At 70.1% G+C, this 16,292-nt stretch carries 13 protein-coding genes, 2 pseudogenes and 2 CRISPR repeat arrays; of the genes and pseudogenes, 7 read left to right on the forward strand and 8 right to left on the reverse strand.

Translation table 11 applies throughout. The features are described 5' to 3' along the window. Positions 1 to 142 precede the first annotated feature (142 nt). On the forward strand, positions 143 to 781 hold the full coding sequence (locus ACFV6D_RS32730) for a DUF6461 domain-containing protein (protein WP_063352308.1): 639 nt from the start codon (positions 143 to 145) through the stop codon (positions 779 to 781). A gap of 165 nt (positions 782 to 946) precedes the next feature. Next, a pseudogene (locus tag ACFV6D_RS32735) lies at positions 947 to 1,204 on the forward strand (transposase family protein); the annotation flags it as partial. Between the two features lie 66 nt (positions 1,205 to 1,270). On the opposite strand, the gene ACFV6D_RS32740 reads toward ACFV6D_RS32735, so the two are convergent. After that, entirely contained in the window at positions 1,271 to 2,140 is an 870-nt protein-coding gene (locus tag ACFV6D_RS32740; RefSeq protein ID WP_380562384.1) for an IS5 family transposase, read from the reverse strand. Positions 2,141 to 2,549: 409 nt separating this feature from the next. Between ACFV6D_RS32740 and ACFV6D_RS32745 the strand changes: the two genes are divergently transcribed. Together ACFV6D_RS32745 and ACFV6D_RS32750 are read left to right on the forward strand one after the other, a co-directional pair. Continuing rightward, complete coding sequence (locus ACFV6D_RS32745) at positions 2,550 to 3,092, forward strand: ATP-binding protein (RefSeq protein WP_380562386.1); 543 nt, start codon at positions 2,550 to 2,552, stop codon at positions 3,090 to 3,092. Positions 3,093 to 3,126: 34 nt separating this feature from the next. Next, complete coding sequence (locus tag ACFV6D_RS32750; protein ID WP_380562388.1) at positions 3,127 to 4,098, forward strand: hypothetical protein; 972 nt, start codon at positions 3,127 to 3,129, stop codon at positions 4,096 to 4,098. Here the strand turns inward: ACFV6D_RS32750 and hemC (ACFV6D_RS32755) are convergent. Then, positions 4,095 to 5,021 (reverse strand): hydroxymethylbilane synthase, encoded by a 927-nt coding sequence (gene hemC / locus ACFV6D_RS32755; RefSeq protein ID WP_380562390.1) that lies wholly within the window; start codon positions 5,019 to 5,021, stop codon positions 4,095 to 4,097. The genes ACFV6D_RS32750 and hemC (ACFV6D_RS32755) overlap by 4 nt on opposite strands. A 149-nt stretch (positions 5,022 to 5,170) precedes the next feature. Here hemC (ACFV6D_RS32755) and hemC (ACFV6D_RS32760) point away from each other — a divergent pair. Beyond that, positions 5,171 to 6,062 (forward strand): annotated as a pseudogene (gene hemC / locus ACFV6D_RS32760) (hydroxymethylbilane synthase). A 327-nt stretch (positions 6,063 to 6,389) separates the two neighbouring features. Beyond that, positions 6,390 to 7,876: direct repeats of the CRISPR family, unit length 28 nt; unit sequence TCGGCCCCGCGCTCGCGGGGGTTGCTCC. 124 nt (positions 7,877 to 8,000) lie between these two features. On the opposite strand, the gene ACFV6D_RS32765 reads toward hemC (ACFV6D_RS32760), so the two are convergent. The 4 genes from ACFV6D_RS32765 to ACFV6D_RS32780 form a co-directional block, all read right to left on the reverse strand. Continuing rightward, positions 8,001 to 8,267, reverse strand: a complete 267-nt coding sequence (locus tag ACFV6D_RS32765; protein WP_380562392.1) for a hypothetical protein — start codon at positions 8,265 to 8,267, stop codon at positions 8,001 to 8,003. Between the two features lie 196 nt (positions 8,268 to 8,463). Further along, on the reverse strand, positions 8,464 to 8,709 hold the full coding sequence (locus ACFV6D_RS32770) for a hypothetical protein (RefSeq protein WP_380562394.1): 246 nt from the start codon (positions 8,707 to 8,709) through the stop codon (positions 8,464 to 8,466). A gap of 269 nt (positions 8,710 to 8,978) precedes the next feature. Further along, on the reverse strand, positions 8,979 to 10,163 hold the full coding sequence (locus ACFV6D_RS32775; protein ID WP_380562396.1) for a helix-turn-helix domain-containing protein: 1,185 nt from the start codon (positions 10,161 to 10,163) through the stop codon (positions 8,979 to 8,981). A gap of 98 nt (positions 10,164 to 10,261) precedes the next feature. Continuing rightward, positions 10,262 to 10,894 carry an HAD family hydrolase gene (locus ACFV6D_RS32780; protein WP_380562398.1) on the reverse strand — a complete coding sequence of 211 codons (633 nt, stop codon included), beginning with the start codon at positions 10,892 to 10,894 and terminating at the stop codon, positions 10,262 to 10,264. Between the two features lie 474 nt (positions 10,895 to 11,368). Here ACFV6D_RS32780 and ACFV6D_RS32785 point away from each other — a divergent pair, with 474 nt between their 5' ends. After that, positions 11,369 to 12,034 carry a hypothetical protein gene (locus tag ACFV6D_RS32785; RefSeq protein ID WP_380562400.1) on the forward strand — a complete coding sequence of 222 codons (666 nt, stop codon included), beginning with the start codon at positions 11,369 to 11,371 and terminating at the stop codon, positions 12,032 to 12,034. A gap of 1,585 nt (positions 12,035 to 13,619) precedes the next feature. After that, positions 13,620 to 13,820, forward strand: a complete 201-nt coding sequence (locus ACFV6D_RS32790) for a hypothetical protein (RefSeq protein ID WP_380562402.1) — start codon at positions 13,620 to 13,622, stop codon at positions 13,818 to 13,820. Between the two features lie 7 nt (positions 13,821 to 13,827). Here the strand turns inward: ACFV6D_RS32790 and cutA are convergent, their stop codons facing one another. After that, positions 13,828 to 14,151, reverse strand: a complete 324-nt coding sequence (cutA, locus tag ACFV6D_RS32795; protein ID WP_380562404.1) for a divalent-cation tolerance protein CutA — start codon at positions 14,149 to 14,151, stop codon at positions 13,828 to 13,830. Positions 14,152 to 14,440: 289 nt separating this feature from the next. Then, positions 14,441 to 15,017: a CRISPR direct-repeat array (repeat unit 28 nt; unit sequence ATCGGCCCCGCGCTCGCGGGGGTTGCTC). Positions 15,018 to 15,335: 318 nt separating this feature from the next. After that, positions 15,336 to 16,229, reverse strand: coding sequence for a helix-turn-helix domain-containing protein (locus tag ACFV6D_RS32800; RefSeq protein ID WP_380562406.1), 894 nt, complete (start codon positions 16,227 to 16,229; stop codon positions 15,336 to 15,338). Between the last annotated feature and the right edge of the window lie 63 nt (positions 16,230 to 16,292).

A 16,292-nucleotide genomic window follows, 5' to 3' on the forward strand; every position in this document is an offset into this window, starting at 1 on the left:
TCGCCCAGTCCCCCGCGCCCCACCACCCCCCCCCCCCCCACCACCACCACCCCTCGCGCGCCCGGGTGGGCCCCCCCCCCCCCCCCCCCCGCGGCCGCGGAGCCCCGACAACGAACGGCCCAGCAGAAAGAGGATCGCGACGATGACCACGCAGGACCCCTGGTGGGCGCACGACATCATCGTGTGCCTGACCTTCGCCCGCCACCGCGGCCCCGCACACGTCCTCGCCGCCTACGGGGCAGCCGCCGAACCGGTCCGGGAGCTGACGCTGCAGCAGGCCCGCACCACCCTCCCGATCGCGGAGGGAGGCGTCGTCCTGCGCACCGGTGTCCTCGGGGACGGGGAGTGGGCGTTCTGCCACGAGAGCGGCGAGCCCGAGGGCTTCAAGGAGGCCGTGCTCTCACGCCTGTCGGCAGGCACCGAGGCCGTCCAGCTGTACAGCGTCAACGGCATGACCACCCTCGAACGCTACCGGGACGGCGTACGGATCGAGTCCTTCGAGGCGGGCTTCCCGTCGACGCTGCGCAGCGGCCCGGACCACCCGCTGTGGGACGCGGTCCAGGTGCTCCCGGACCGCTCCACGGCCACGCAGGCGGCCGAGGGCGTCCAGGCGTACCTGGGCGTCCGCATCGACGGCGACGTCCTGGAAGGCCCCCTGCCCACCGCGTACCTGCCTCCGGAGCGACGGGCGCCACTCTCCTCCCGCGCCCCCGCAGCCCCGGAGGACGCGTCCTCACAGGGGCTCGGCCGCCTCCTCCCAGGGCTTCCCCCGCACCCCTAACCCGCCGGCGCAGGACGCCACCGCTCGGGACGCCACCGGCCTCGACCTCCACCCCGCCAGAATGGGGTCTGTACAGCCAAAGGCTCTGTCCCGTAATCGGTGGTGACGAAGGGTGACGTCGGTCGTTGGCATGATGTGCGTGATGTCAACGAGCTTGTGAGCGTGGTGTTTTCGGGGCTGTCGGCCCTCGTCATCGAGGGGGTGGCGGACGAGGGCGAGGTCATCCGGGTGTCGGCGCGGACGCGGGATGATCCGGTGCCGTGCCCGGTGTGTGGGCGGCCGACGGGGCGGGTGCACGGGTTCCACGGCCGGGTGGTCGCGGATGTCCCGGTGGATGGGCGGCGGGTCGTCGTCTCGGTGCGGGTCCGACGTCTGGTCTGCCCGGTGCTCGGCTGCCCACGGCAGACGTTCCGCGAGCCTGTTCACGCAGTTGCGCGATGGTCTCGCGCACCAGCAGCTGCCGGGTGCTGATCTTCTCCAGCATGTCCCTCATGGGGTGCTCCCGTCACAGTCGTCGGCCCGCGCGGCGGGCGGGTCGCGCCAGCTCGCAGTGGCGGTGCGGGTCAGCCGGTGGAGCATGACGTCGGTCATCGACCAGTGGACCACCGCCACCGAGCTGGCGGGCAGCGCCTCGTAGTCCCGCGCCAGGCGGCGGTGCAACATCAACGTGCCCCACGTCTGCTCAACCACCCACCGCTTCGGCTCGGGCGTGAACCCTCGTGTGCCGGGCGCGCGCTGGACGACCTCGACATCGATGCCCAGGCGGGCGCCGTGCTCGACGACGGCGTTCTTGAATCCGGCGTCGACCCAGGCCTTGGTCACGGTGGGCGCGCTCGCGGCGACCTTGTCCAGCAGCGTGATTCCGATGGCGTTGTCGTGCACGCTGGCGGCGACCACCACGACGGCGATGATCAGGCCCAGGACGTCGGTGACGATACCCCGTTTGCGGCCTGGGCTTCTCTTGCCCGGGTCCAGTCCGGTGGTGTCCTTGGGCGCGTTCGTCGAGGCCCGCACGGTCTGCGAGTCCAGGACGACAGCGGTGGGGTCCTCGTGACGTCTGCGCATCTCGCGGACCTGCCAGCGCATCAGGTCGTGGACGGTCTCGGCGGTGCCGTCGTCGCGCCACAGTGCGAAGTAGTAGTACACCGCGCTCTTCGGCGGCAGGTCGTGCGGCAGGTACCGCCACTGGCAGCCGGTGCGGGCCTGGCAGAGGATCGCGTTCACGATCTCCCGCATGTCGTAGGCGCCCTGGTGGTCGCTGACCGAGGTGTGCCGGCCCTTCCAGGAGACGATGACCGGCCCGATCAGCTCCCAGGCCTCATCCGACAGGTCGCTCGGGTACGGAGCGCGTCCACCCACGCCCACCAGCGCACCGCATTTCCGGCCGATCGTGAAGTCCCAAAACCGGACAACCTGCCTTCAAGTACGACTAGACCCACCGAAATTCGCAGAACACCCTCTAAGAGCAGGGCCTGCTCGTCGCGGGTGAGTTCGGCGGTCTCCCGGATCCGCCTCAGCACGGCGCCGATGCCGTCTGGTGCCATCATGCCCGTCCCCCAAGCCTTTGACTGACTGGTGCCCAATCCTGGCCCCCCAAAGCGGCCCCCCGTGCGAGAAATGCACCCCCTGCTGGCACCACCGGCACCACTACGGGCTGTAGTTGACTGTGTACCAGCCGAGTAGAGATCGGGCGAGATCAGGCCCTTCCCTCCGCACGGCACCCCCAAGCCCCCAGCTCCGGCCTGACGCCCCGAAGGGTTCCTTCGACATGCGCGTGTGCAACAGCAGCTTCTTCCTGGTCCGCGATCCCGTCTCCGTCCCCATGAGCCGCCAGCGGCTCGGCCGGCTGATCAAACAGTGGGGGGTCCGCACGGACAACGACAGCCGCCTGGCCCTGGACACCGTGATCTCGGAACTCGTCACCAACGCGGTGCGGCACACCAGCGGAGCGATGCTCACCGTCGGGGTGCACGCCAACCTCGACCTGCGCCGCCTGATCATCGAGGTCTACGACGGCTCGCGGGCCCTGCCCCGCCACCAGGTCTCGGGCCCGGACGCGGAGGCCGGCCGGGGCATCTTCCTGGTCGAGCGCCTGGCCCTCGCCCACGGGGCCGAGCACACCGTACGGGGCAAGAAGGTCTGGGCCGAGGTGGCCCTGCCCGAGCAGCCGCTCACCCGCCGCCAGCTCCTCGTCCACCCCCGCAGGGCGGCCCGCGCAGTGGCCCGCCGCCTGTCGGGCCACCGCCGCCCGCCGATACACCCGCCCGCCCTGGCCGCCACCGGCACCGGCACCGGCACCGGCACCCGCTGACGCCCTTGCCCACAGCCATGATCGAGAGGACGACATGACCACCACCCAGCACAGCACAGCGATCACGGACCCCGCCCGGTTGCACGGCCGGGCGGCCGTCCGCAGCTTCCTGGAGGGCCCCTCGCTCACGGCGGCCGACCTGTCGATGGTCCTACTGGTCCGCGAGGACAGCGAGGACGCCGACCGGCCGATGCCGACCGTCACGGTCGCCGAGATCCCGCAGACGGTGCGTGACCTGGCCTCCCTGGGCGTCCGCTCGGTGAAGGTGTTCGCCAACAGCCTGCATCGCGACGCCGAGGCGTCCGGCGCCGTCGCACCCGACAGCCTGATGGTGCGGGCCATCCACGCCGCAAAGGACGCCGAGCCGGGCATCGCGGTGATGACCGAGAACTGCCTGTGCGGCCACACCGACACCGGCGAATGCCACCTGACCAGCGCTGGCCGGATCGACCTGGACCGCACAGCAGCGATGATCGCCGCCCAGGCCGTCATCCAGGCCGAGGCCGGCGCCGACATCGTGGGACCGGCCGCGATGGTCCGGGGCACCACCTCCTGCGTGCGCCAAGCCCTGGACGAGAACGGCCACCGCGACGTGGCGACCATGCCCCATCTGATCTTCGACTCCGCCCTCTACGAGGGCTACCGGGCCACCATGCGGGCCACCCCGGCCTCCGGTGCCCACCGACCGTTCCAGATCAGCCCGCGCCAGCCGGAAACCGCGGTGGACACCGGTCTGGCTTTCGTCGGCGAGGGGGCCGACATGCTGCTGCTGGAACCAGGGATGCTCTCGGTGGATGTGCTCACCACCCTCAAGCAGAAGACCGCGGCGCCGCTGATGCCGTTCTCCGTCTCCGGCGAGTACACCCGGCTCGCCCCGCTCGACCCGGGCACCGGGCGGCGGGACTTCCGCCCGCTGCTGGAGCTGTTCATGATGCTCAAGCGCTCGGGTGCCGAGCGGATCATCACCTATGCCGCTGCTGACCTCGCGCGGCTGCTGGCCGGCTAAGCGGCCGGGCGGATCTCCGACAGGATCGCCTCGGCGCCCTGGTCCAGGAGAAGGCCGGCCACCTGGATGCCCAGCTTCTCCGGCTCCGAGACGGGGCCGGAGAAGCTGGCCTCGACCTGGTACGTCCCGTCCAGGGAGGTGACCTGCGCGTGCAGCGACAGCGTGTCGCCGGCGGCCTTCGCGTAGGCGCCGACCGGAACCGAGCACCCGCCGTGCAGTTCGCCGAGCATTGCCCGCTCGGCCCGAACCTCCGCGTCCACTACCAGGTCGCCGGTGTCGGCCAGAATTTCGCGGGCCAGCTCGTTGTCCTCGCGGATCTGGATCCCGAGCGCCCCCTGACCAGGGCTCGGGGGGAACTGGCCAAGCGGCAGCAACTCGCCGATCGCGCCGTCCAAGCCGAGTCGCACCAGCCCGGCCGCCGCCAGAACGACGCCGTCGAGGTTCATCGTCTTGAGCTTGTTCAGCCGGGGCGGCACGTTTCCGCGGATCGGCACGAAGACCAGGTCCGGGCGGACGTGCAGCAGCTGGGCGATCCGGCGGGCCGCCGACGTGCCGACCCGGCCACCCTGCGGCAGGTCGGCCAGCGTCGAGCCGGACAACGCATCCCGCACGTCCTCGCGGCCGGGCGGGGGCAGCAGCACCAGGCCGGGCGGGTTGCTGGTCGGCAGGTCTTTCAGCGAGTTGACGATCACGTCCACCTCGCCCCGCACCAGCGCGGCTTCCTGCTCGGTGGAGAACGCGGAGCCGCCCGAGTGGGCCGACACCTGCGACAGGGCCGTCTTCCGGTCCCGGTCACCGCCTTCAAGGATCACCTGGTGCCGGAACTCAACGTCGGGGAAGCGGTCCCGCAACGGCGCCAGGAACTCCCTGACCTGCGCTCGCGCGAGGTGACTGGCCCGCGATCCGACAATCAGCGTCCGCATTCCCGAACTCCCGGCACCTGAAGAGATGTTGACCGCATGCTACTCGAACACGGGCCTACCTTTTTCCGACGGTTTGTCGGAGTTGTGATTGGAGAGATCGAATGCCGTCCACCCGCCGCACGATCCGCATCGGCGCCCGCGCCTCGGCCATGTCGCTAGCCCAGGTTGCAAGCGTCCGGGCCGACCTGGCCGCACTCCACCCCGACGTGACCACCAAGCTGGTGGCGTTTCGTCGCGGCCGGCGACCGCGAGCCCGGCGAACAGGCCGAACTGCACGACAAGGGCGCCTTCACCGGCGACATCGAGGAAGCCCTGCTGAGCGGGGTGTGCGACCTCGCGGTGCACTGTATGAAGGACGTGGCAGGCGACCCGCTGGTCACCCCGGGCACCGTCTTCGCGGCCCACCCCGAGCGGGCGAACATTCGTGACGCCCTGATCCACCCGGGCGGCCTCACCCTCGACCAGCTGCCGCCCGGCACCCGGGTCGCCACCTCGGCGGTGCGGCGTGTCGCCCAGCTCACCCGCAGCCACCCCCACCTGGACCTGGTGCCGATCAGGGGGACGGCGAACCTGCGGCTGGCGGTCCTGGAAGCCGGGGAGGTCGATGCTCTGGTGCTGGCCGCCTCCGGGCTGGAGCGCATCGGTGAACAACACCGGATCAGCCAGGTCCTGACCGTCGAGCAGATGTGCCCGCCACTGGGGGCAGCCGTGCTCGGCTTGCAGTGCCGCGAGGATGACGCCGACCTGATCGACCTCCTCACCCCACTCGGCGACCGCGCCACGACGCGGGAGATCACCGCCGAGCGGGCCCTGCTCAACGCCCTGCGCGGGCACTGCAACAGCCCGATCGCCGGGTTCGCCCGCGCCTTCGAGGACGGGCACCTGGGCCTTCGCGCGATGGTCTTCTCCCCGGACGGCGCCACCGTGCTGGAAGCCCGCCAATCGGCCGGCCAGCTCAGCCCGGAAGCGCTCGGCGTGGGGGTCGCCGCCACCTTGATCCGCGACGGCGCCCGCGAGCTGATCGACTCGATCGACCACTGACCTCGCCCCTCGGAGGCGCCGGGGCCCTGCCCGGCGGCCTCCGGGAGGCCGTCGCAGAGCCATGCCGTTTGGCTCCCCGAGGGGGCTACCGCGAGCCGGTCGGCTGTCGCGGTTCTGTTTTCGCATCATCTTCCCTTGCCAACAACCCTCAGCCATCGTCTTGACCTCCACGTGCGAGTACGCTTCGAGAGCGTAGGCAACGACACTGACAACCAGCCCTGGGGCAAGGAGAGATGGCAGCAACGCATCGGCAGTTCGACGGCGCCTCTACCGATCGAACTGAATCAATCAGGCCCCTCGCCCGCTAATCACTGCAGGTCAGGAAGTATCGGCCCCGCGCTCGCGGGGGTTGCTCCCGGGTCGACCCCACCGACACGAAGTGGACGTGATCGGCCCCGCGCTCGCGGGGGTTGCTCCTTCCGGCGGTTGGCGCTGGCGCGGGTGGCCTTGATCGGCCCCGCGCTCGCGGGGGTTGCTCCCCCGACGCCTTGGGGTACATGCTGGTGCTGCAATCGGCCCCGCGCTCGCGGGGGTTGCTCCCGTGGTCGGCCCGGACGGCAAGCACTACACCGATCGGCCCCGCGCTCGCGGGGGTTGCTCCACGGATACATCACGTAAGGGGAACCCATGGCAATCGGCCCCGCGCTCGCGGGGGTTGCTCCCCGGGCGGCTACCTGGACGCGCTCCTCCGGAAATCGGCCCCGCGCTCGCGGGGGTTGCTCTGGAGATGGCCGTAGCAGTCTTGGTCACGCCGCATCGGCCCCGCGCTCGCGGGGGTTGCTCCGTGTCGCTGTCCTGGGGGACGTGCGCCGGGGCATCGGCCCCGTGCTCGCGGGGGTTGCTCCATGCGGTGCGCGACGGCGGCGGACTCCTCCGGATCGGCCCCGCGCTCGCGGGGGTTGCTCCGGGGTCTTCAGTTCGGCCTGGGCACGGTCGAAATCGGCCCCGCGCTCGCGGGGGTTGCTCTCTCCGCACCGGACACCGGAGTGATGGTGTTTCATCGGCCCCGCGCTCGCGGGGGTTGCTCCCACAGCGGGAACGTGCCGGCGATGAGGTGCGTATCGGCCCCGCGCTCGCGGGGGTTGCTCCGACATGCACCGCTCGATCTCTCGGGCAATCTCATCGGCCCCGCGCTCGCGGGGATTGCTCCGCTTCCTGTCGCCCGAGCGGGACGGGCCCCCCGTCGGCCCCGCGCTCGCGGAGGTTGCTCCCCCTGCACCTCAGGCACGATGCTGAGGTAGCCGATCGGCCCTGCGCTCGCGGGGGTTGCTCCGGCTGGATCCGCCTGGACTGGGTGCTGCCCATGTCGACCCCACGCTTGCGGGGATTGCTCCCTCAACGACCAGCGGGCCGTTCAGACCCGTATGTTGGCCCCGCGCTCGCGGGGGTTGCTCCAGCTGAGACGCACACTGCGGCCCAGGTCAGGACTCGGCCGCGCGCTCGCGGGGGTTGCTCCTGTCGTCGTCCTCGTCCAGCAGCTCGTCCAGTATCGGCCCCGCGCTCGCGGGGGTTGCTCCATCCACCAGATGACGGTGGTCTTCCCCGTGGAGTCGGCCCCGCGCTCGCGGGGGTTGCTCCCGCCCGCTGACCTCCAGCCTGACGGCGCCCTGGGTCGACCCCGCGCTCGCGGGGATTGCTCCTTGTCGAGCTCCCACGCCGTCAACCCGCTCATGTCGGCCCCGCGCTCGCGGGGGTTGCTCCCCTACGGTGGGTACGGTGCGTCGGCCTCGCGCTCGCGGGGGGGGGTTGCTCCCCCGCCCAGTTCATCGAGCGGCAGGTCGAGCAGTCGGCCCCGCGCTCGCGGGGCTTGCTCCGGCCTCGTCCCGCCCACGCTCGACCAGCTCAGCGCGATCGCCCGCGCGATCGGGATCCCGCTCTGGCGTCTGTTCCGTGACGAGTAGTACTGGCCGGCGCACCGCCGTACGGCCGGCCGGGGAGTCACTTCTCGGGGTTCGGCGGCGGGTCGGCCGGCGGCGGTGGGGTCTTCGGTGCCGCCGGCGGTGCCTTCGGGCCACCGATTCCGCCCGAGCCGCCGCTGGGGTCTTTCTGCGGGGTCATGTCGTCCTCCTCGATCTCCTCGTCCGCCGGGATCGGGATCTCGCCCGGCGGCGGCATCAGGGGGTGCCGCCCGCGGTTTGGGCCCGCGGTCTCACGGCGGCCCCGGCTCCAGGTGCCCTGGCGTTTAGGGGGGATGGTGGCGCTCATGGCGTCCTCTCTGTGACTGTCCTGCCGGGTCACCCATGATGGGGCCTCAGCCCCACCCGTTGCCGAACGTCCCCACCGGATGGCCGGGGTCCGCACTCGGCGCACAGATGACCCGCGAGTACAGCACCGCGGGGCCGCGCACGATCGACTCGACACCGCCCAGCAGCGACGCCGACCGGTGTTCCACCGGCGGCGCTCACTTGGCAACCTTGAGGCATCCGGGGTGAGCGACAGCGGGCCGGCTGTACTGCGCGTTCCCGGGCGGAGCGTCGGTATAGGTGCGTCCGACGTAGACCAGGTGTGTCCCGTCGCCATCCGTGCAGGCGATACAGGCCTGGCCGTGCAGTTGCTCGGGGGTCGCCCGGAGCTGTCGAGGAACACCGGCGTAGGGCCTGAATTCCACGATGGTGAAATCCGTGGCCAGGGGATGCTGTTCGCTCACTGGTCCTCCGTCGAGATGGTCGGGCATCCGGAAGCACAGGCCACAACTGGCCAGCCGAGCGGCGCCGTGGTCGGGCCAGTCGACGTGTAGACGTGGCCAGCCGCTATCAGAGGCGGTTCGGGCGAGCCACAGCAGACGCGCGCTTCTCCGTGGAGCCGCGCGGGGCTTATTGGCCCCGGCTCGACAACCTGTGGCGCCGGTGTCCCTGTCACGCCTCCAAGCGTCCCCGTCGGGCACCCCCGGAAGTGCCACAACCTGTGGCACCCCCCTTACACGGCCTTGGCCCACCGAGCGAAAGCGAGCAGCTGCTCGTCCCGGCCGCGCGACAGCCGGACCATCGTGGCCAACTCCGTCCGCACCTGGCCGTGCTCGCGAACGTGTTGCGGGGCGATTTGCCTCGCGGTCAGCAGTGATTCCTTCGCGTGCTGCGGTTGCCCGAGGAGCATCTGGGCCCGGCCAAGGTCGATGTAGTAGTGCGACCGGCGCTCAGCTGGTAGGTCCCGCGGGGGTGCCCAACGGGCCGCCGCCACTACCGCGTCCCGGAGATCCTGCGGATTGCCCAACTCCACGGCCACCGACAACCGGTGGATCTCCAGACTGTCAGGCCCGACCGCCGTACCGTCGTAGAGCCGCTCCCGTACCCGGCTGGCCAGTGCCTCGGCGTCCCGCAGGTGCTCACGCGCCTCGTCCGCGCGCCGCATACGGCCGGCAGCAACCGCCGCGCGCATGTGCAGGGCGGCAGCAGCCGCAGCGAGCGACTCCGTCGTCGGGGCCGGCATCCGGTCGACGGCGGTCCGAAGCGACCGCAAACCAGGGCCGAGCTGGCCGACAGAGAAGAACGTCTCCATGCGCACGTACGCCGCGGCAGCTTCGAGGGCGGGATCAGTGGCGATCGATGCCGCCCACCTCATCAGCTCGATCAGTCGGCCCGAGAGGTCGCCGTAGCCGTACTTGTAGGCCACCGCGTCCGCCGACCTGATCGCCAACGCGAGGAGACGAGCGGCCCCTTCGCGGTCAGCTCCCCGAGCCTTGTCCACGGCGCGGAACAACTCGCTGAGCAACTGCGGCATCTGCTCGGCAAGGTGTGCGTACCGCGACTGCACGCGGTCCTCGACTGCCCGCCCGACGTCAGCCGCGAGTAGCGGCAGCGACCGGACCGGGCCGTCCTCCGGCAGATCGTACGCGGCGATCGCGCGCTGCAGGTTGGGGATGGCCTCGTGCACCCGGCTGTCGGTACGACCGGGGCCGGCCAGCAGATCCTCCGGAGTGCGGTCGAGAGCACGGGCCAGCGCCTCCATGATGCCGTCCCCTGGGGAGCGCTCCCCGCCTTCGACCTTGCGGATCGTGCTGTACGAGACGCCGGACAGCTCCTCCAGCTGACAACGCGTCAACCCGCTTGCCAGCCGGGAGGTTTCGATTCGCCTGCCGAGTGCGGTAGCGGTGGTTCCGGGCATAGTGCGGCTCCGTTCCGTGGTCGCACTCGGAACGGCACCGGCGCCTGTACGGCGCCGGGCGGATTCGCCCCGGCGGTCACGCCGCCGGGGCGATCCTGCTACTGGCCCACCAGCAGACCGGCCAGTTCGGTCAGCGAGTTCACGGTCCAGTCCGCAGTGGGTGCGGTCGACGTGAGCCCGATCGGACCGCGGCGAAGGTGCGCGGCCCGGAGGCCGGCCGCCCGAGCCGGCGTGACGTCGTTGGCCGGGTGATCACCGACGTACACGATCTCGTGAGGCTCACCCGGCGCCCAAGCCGTCAACCGATCGAAGAAGGCTGCGCTCGGCTTGGATACTCCCCACTCGCCGGACGTGACGATCGCAGCGGCCGGCAGGCCAAGACCGTACAGCAGCTCGGTCACCGCGGCGTTCTGGTTGCCCGCGATCCCCACCCACAGCCCGGCTTCCTGAAGACGGGCCAGAGCCGGGCGGACGTCTGGGTAGAGGTCGGATTCGTCGAGGAAGTCGCCCTGGCCGGTTTCCTGCCGGGCCTGCCACTCTGCGGCCACGTCCACGCCGGGCCGGGCAATCCGGATTGCGTCCGCGTTGTCTCGACCCTGAGCAAGTACGGCCCCGACGAGGGCCGACATCGTGTGCGTGGGGACGCCAAGCCACCGGGCCCAGTCTCCCCAGTAGCGGGTGTCGCTGGTCAGGGTCTCGCCGATGTCGAACACCACGGATCGGAGGGGCATGGGGCCGAGCCTACGCCGGGCAGTCCCTCCAGACCGCGAGGGCCGGGCTCGACAGCGAGGCGTCCGCGTAAGTCACGCCTACTTGCCGAACTTCGAGGCCCGTACCGCCTCCGCCGGCAGCACATCCAGCAGGCCGTATACCGCGTCCTCGACCCGCACCCGAGGTGCGGGCGCGAGGTGCGGGCGCGAGGTCTCGCGCTGCGACCGCCATGCGGCCGAAATGCAGAACGACGGCCGGAGACAGAGCCCAAGTGGTCATGCCCCTCATGATGGCCAACCACCAGGCTGGGCCAGGCCGGAACGTACGAACGCGCCCCCGCCATCTGGAAGGAGAGCGGGGACGCGGTGGTTCACAGGCGGACCAGAGCGGTCACGGCGACCTCAGTGACGTCACAGACTCATCACACCGCCCACGCGCTGAGGCCAGCATCGATACGGTCCCCCCACCACCCGCACCACGTCCCAGGGGGGACCATGCGCCGCACCACCCTCACCCTGATCGCCGCTGGCGCAACCATCCTCGGTCTCGCCGCCTGCGATCCCAACGCCACCAAGGGCGACAGCACACAGTCTCCGGCCGCGAATACCGCAGTTACACCCCCGGCCCCCAACGCCACCCCCGCCGAAGCCACCGCCCCAGTCGGCGCTGAAGCCAAGGCCGGCACACTCCCCAACTTCGTCGGCATGGGGCTGCAATTCGCCCAGGACACCGCCCAGAAGGCCGGGTTCTACACCCTCACCAGCCACGATGCGCTCGGTCGCAACCGCAACCAGATCTCCGACCGAAACTGGAAAGTCTGCACGCAGAACCCCGCCCCAGGCGATCACCCCACCACCGAGAAGATCGACATGGGCGCCGTGAAGCTCGACGAGACCTGCCCCACACTGGACCAAGGCGCCAGCAGTCCGACGAAGGCGAGCGCCAGCATGCCCGACTTCAAGGGCAAGGCCGTGTCCGTGGTGCGCGACTCCCTCGACAAAGCCACGTCGATCACCGCCAAGGACGCCAGCAATCAGAACCGGGTCATCCTCGTTCAGTCGAACTGGCAGGTGTGTTCCCAGGAACCCGCCGTCGGCGCCGCCTTGACCGGCCAGCCGGTGACGGTCAAGGCCGTCAAGTTCGGCGAGACCTGCCCGTAGCCCCGAACGCGACGAAACCCCCGCCCGGCACGAGGCCGAGCGGGGGCGCGATGGTTCACCGACGGGCCAGAGCAATCACGGCAACGACGGTTCCAACGAGACCAGCCAGGACACCGAGTCGGCCCCGCGCTCGCGGGGATTACTGACTTCGACTTTTCAGGGTGGTAGGTCGAGGGAGAGTCCTGTTCCGTCGAAGAAGCCGTCGAGCACCTCGGAACGGTACTGGAGACATTTGAGTCGGTTACGGACGATTGCGGCAAGCCCGTCGAGGGCGACGCTGGCGAGGTTCGCAAAGCTGCACTTGAAGTGGGCCCACAGGCCGCTCGACCGCGTTCAGCTCGGTTGTGTAGGCGGGCAAGATGAACGCCGAAGTCAGTAGCGCTTCGCCACAACCAGTGCGCCAAGCAGCGTCAGATCAACCTCAGACTCGCGGAGATTGCCTCCTTGCCATCATCGATCGACCTGTCGCTCCCAGTGGTGCTGGGTCAACTCGGCCTGTGGCCGCAAGGGTGGGCCGGAAGGGGAGTTGTCCCTTCTCGGCCCAGGTCGGGCCCCCAAACCAGTGGTAATCGTAAGTGTGCCTCCGTCAGGGCTCCTGTCACAGATAGAGGCTGTTCCTGGCTGGGAACGCAAGACCTCTCGAATCATTCGCCGACGCTCCCGCATGACCCGGACGCGCATCCGATCTCGGCGCGCTTCAGCGCTAATTCGCAGGATTCCGGTCGTGTGCAAGGTGGCACACACTGTCCCAAACGCAGCAGCACTTGCTGTAAGGAACGCGGCAAAGCTAGTCAGATTGATCACTGGTGCCCTACGGGGAAGAGATCGGACGTTGACAACAAACGCTCACCACTCCCACTTTGGAGAGGCGGACTCGCTTGACCCTCCAGTGCAAGACCTTCTTCGCGGACTCCGCAACGTTCCGATTGTGCCGTTCACCACGCAGAACGGCTTCTAGTCGAGAGCGGCCGAAGTCCCGGCAGCAACCATAGGGGAATAGTTAAGCGTTAGGCGTCATTTCCCACTGGTGCTTGTCAAGCGCGACGTAGTAGACCGCCCGATCGTGGATGGGATGACCTGGTGATCGTGGCGAACCACACAACCACGGCTACAACCACGTATGATTCCGGCGGTTGCGACGCGTAGGCCCCACCCTCGTGGGGATGGCTCCAGTTAGGCGTTGAGGCATCATCTTGGCCCCGCGCTCGCGGGGATGCTCCCATCCTCTACACCCAGGAGTACAGGAGCACGCAGTCGACCCCGCGCCTGCGGGGGTTGCTCCGCTCAGGCCCTGATCGCATGGACCAACCGCACGTCGACCCCATGCTCTCGGGGATGCTCCTGCCTCGTCGCCAACGAAGGACACGTCACGGCGTGGGTCTCGCGCTCGTGGGGATTGCTCCGAGGTGTTGTCGACGGCGTGTACCGGCATGACGTCGGCCCACTCTCGCGGGAATTGCTCTACACAGGGGCAGTTGGTCGACCCGTCGACGGGGTAGGCCCCGCACTCGCGACGGGGATTGCTCCCCGGCAGGGCTCGGCCGCCAAGCACGCTGGCGAGGACGACCAGAAGATCAGGGTCGCAGTGCTCGGAGACGTCGCGGCCGGCTACCTCACGGCGGACGCCATCGACCAGGCCGTCGAGGTCGGCCGCCGTGCCCTCGCCTCCACGTTCGAAGCAGAGACGACCATGGGTCGAGTACAGCTGTCCGCACTGGCCGACCAGCTCCCGGCATCGTCGGCAGCTCAGGCCTTTCGAGACGAGATCCGAGCCTCCTTGGAGTAACTGCCGATCAGCTTCGCGTCTCAGCGGCCACCCACTCCAGGTAGGCGGCCGATCCAGTGATCACCGGCACCCCGACGACCTCCGGCGTGTCGTAGGAGTGCAGCTCAACGATGCGCGCACACAGCTGATCAGCCAAGCTCGCCCGAGACTTGAAGTCGACCCGCCACTCGGCGGAGTCCTGCACCGCACCGTCCCACCAATAGACGGACTGGACGCAGTAGACCTGCGCACACGCGGCCAAGCGGTCACGGATCACCGCCGAAGCGAGCCCACGGGCCTTCGTCTCGTCGTCATGGGTCGTCGTCACCACAACGAAATCACTGATCGTCATACCGTGACGGTACCCGGCATCAACCGCCGCCCCCACTCTGCCCGACGGACCTACCCCACAGGGCACCCAGCCAGCTCCTGACCTCGGGCGGATACCACTGCCAACGGCCCTCAACCATCGTCTCAGCCCCCACGTGCGAGTACGCTTCGAGAGCGTAGGCCACGGCATTGACAACCAGCCCTGGGGCAAGGAGAGATGGCAACAACGCACCGGCTGTTCGACAGCGCCTCAACCGATCGAACTGAATCAATCAGGCCCCTCGCCCACTAATCACCGCAGGTCAGGAAGTATCGGCCCCGCGCTCGCGGGGGTTGCTCGTCGGTGAGGCTCGCTGACGCGCCTTCCGGCGGATCGGCCCCGCGCTCGCGGGGGTTGCTCCACTGCTCTCTGTGTTCCTAGACGGGCCGTCGGATCGGCCCCGCGCTCGCGGGGGTTGCTCCAGCATCGCCTTCCTGGACGACGCCGACCCTTCATCGGCCCCGCGCTCGCGGGGGTTGCTCCGACTACCCGCGGCGCGTGCACCTCGCTTGGGAATCGGCCCCGCGCTCGCGGGGGTTGCTCTGTCGACGTTTACACCCTCCGGTCGACGGGTGAATCGGCCCCGCGCTCGCGGGGGTTGCTCCCCGACGGCGACCAGGTGTGGGTGACGGCGTCGATCGGCCCCGCGCTCGCGGGGGTTGCTCCTTCTCCTCCAGCATGGACGGTTCTCACACACGATCGGCCCCGCGCTCGCGGGGGTTGCTCCCGGTCACAGGTGAGGTCGTGGTGTCACTGAGCATCGTCCCCGCGCTCGCGGGGGTTGCTCGCGCCGCGACGACCAGAAGGCCGCTGCCTGCCGATCGGCCCCGCGCTCGCGGGGGTTGTTCCACTCTGTTCACGGTCGGCGTCCGTGTGGGGGCGTCGGCCTCCCGGTGATGTCCCTTGCTGTCGCCGAGGGCGGTGGCTGGTGAGTTCCTGCCGCCGGTCGTGGGAGGGCTTCAGGTCGTTGCGCGCCTTCGAGGTCCGCTTGGTGCCCTTGGCCGTGCGCGGGCGCTTGTTGGCCTGCGTCCGCCTGGCCGTGTCGGTGCCGACGGCTTGGGGATCGCGGCCGGTTCGGGGAGGACCGCGAGCCCTGCCGCGCCCCGCGCAGCGGAGGCCGGGGCGGCGCCGTAACAGCGGTCCCGAGGCCGCAGCGCTTACTCGGCCTACACCTGAGAAGCGCCGGAGCCGCACACGTACGGTGCCCGGCCGGCGGCCGCGTGGCGGAGGAGGGTGAGGGCCTGTTCGGAGGGGGAGTTGGCGGGGGTGGTGCAGACGATGAGCGCCTGGTCTGGTGAGCGGGCGATGGACAGGGTCTGCTGGGTCACCGTGACCGTGCCGACGACGGGGTGGTGCAGGGCGTAGGACGAGGCGTCGCACGGCACTACGCGGTGGTCTGCCCACAGGGTGACGAACTCCGGGCTTTTCATGGTCAGTTCGCCGATCAGACCCGCGAGCAGCGCGTCCTCCGGATGTCTGCCGACGGCGATGCGCAGGTTGCCGACCACCGCGCGCGCCTTGCGTTCCCAGTCCGCGTACAGGTCTCGGCAGTGCAGGTCGAGGAAAAGCATCCGGCTCATGTTCGGTCGTCGTGCCGGGTCGTCCGGGCTGAGGAGGTCGAGGTGGCCGGCCAGCAGGGCGTGTCCGAGGGTGTTCCAGGCCAGGACGTCGGTGCGGCGGCCGAGCACGATCGCGGGGACGCCGTCGACGGCGCGGAGGAGGTCCCGGGTTTCGTCGGCGAGTTTCTCGGGCCGTGGGCGGCGTGGCCGGGGCGTCTGGCGGGCGGTGTCGGCGAGCCGGTCGAGGTGGGCGCGCTCGTGGGTGTCGAGCAGGAGGGCGCCGGCGATGGCGTCGAGTACCTCGGCGGAGGCCCCGCGGGACAGGCCCTGTTCGAGCCGGGTGTAGTAGGAGACGCTGACGCCCGCGAGTTGGGCCAGTTCTTCGCGCCGGAGCCCGGCCACCCGTCTGCGGGGCCCGAGGTCGCGCAGGCCGACGTCCTCGGGCCGCAGCTGCGCCCGTCGGGCTTGGAGGAAGGCGCCGAGTGGGCCTGGTCCGTTCATCACCCCAGTATTCGGTGGGCGGCCCGGTCCCTGCCACACCCTGCGAGGGGTAGGACAAGCCGG

Source organism: Kitasatospora sp. NPDC059812 (assembly GCF_042732075.1).
In the GTDB taxonomy this organism is placed as follows: domain Bacteria; phylum Actinomycetota; class Actinomycetes; order Streptomycetales; family Streptomycetaceae; genus Kitasatospora.

Bases quoted from the DNA above. Each gene is read 5' to 3' on its own strand.
- ACFV6D_RS32730 (WP_063352308.1), top strand. From the start codon at position 143: ATGACCACGCAGGACCCCTGGTGGGCGCACGACATCATCGTGTGCCTG.
- ACFV6D_RS32745 (WP_380562386.1), top strand. From the start codon at position 2,550: ATGCGCGTGTGCAACAGCAGCTTCTTCCTGGTCCGCGATCCCGTCTCC.
- ACFV6D_RS32775 (WP_380562396.1), bottom strand. From the start codon at position 10,163: ATGCCCGGAACCACCGCTACCGCACTCGGCAGGCGAATCGAAACCTCC.
- ACFV6D_RS32800 (WP_380562406.1), bottom strand. From the start codon at position 16,229: ATGAACGGACCAGGCCCACTCGGCGCCTTCCTCCAAGCCCGACGGGCG.
- ACFV6D_RS32750 (WP_380562388.1), top strand. From the start codon at position 3,127: ATGACCACCACCCAGCACAGCACAGCGATCACGGACCCCGCCCGGTTG.
- ACFV6D_RS32785 (WP_380562400.1), top strand. From the start codon at position 11,369: ATGCGCCGCACCACCCTCACCCTGATCGCCGCTGGCGCAACCATCCTC.
- hemC (WP_380562390.1), bottom strand. From the start codon at position 5,021: ATGCGGACGCTGATTGTCGGATCGCGGGCCAGTCACCTCGCGCGAGCG.
- ACFV6D_RS32765 (WP_380562392.1), bottom strand. From the start codon at position 8,267: ATGAGCGCCACCATCCCCCCTAAACGCCAGGGCACCTGGAGCCGGGGC.
- cutA (WP_380562404.1), bottom strand. From the start codon at position 14,151: ATGACGATCAGTGATTTCGTTGTGGTGACGACGACCCATGACGACGAG.
- ACFV6D_RS32780 (WP_380562398.1), bottom strand. From the start codon at position 10,894: ATGCCCCTCCGATCCGTGGTGTTCGACATCGGCGAGACCCTGACCAGC.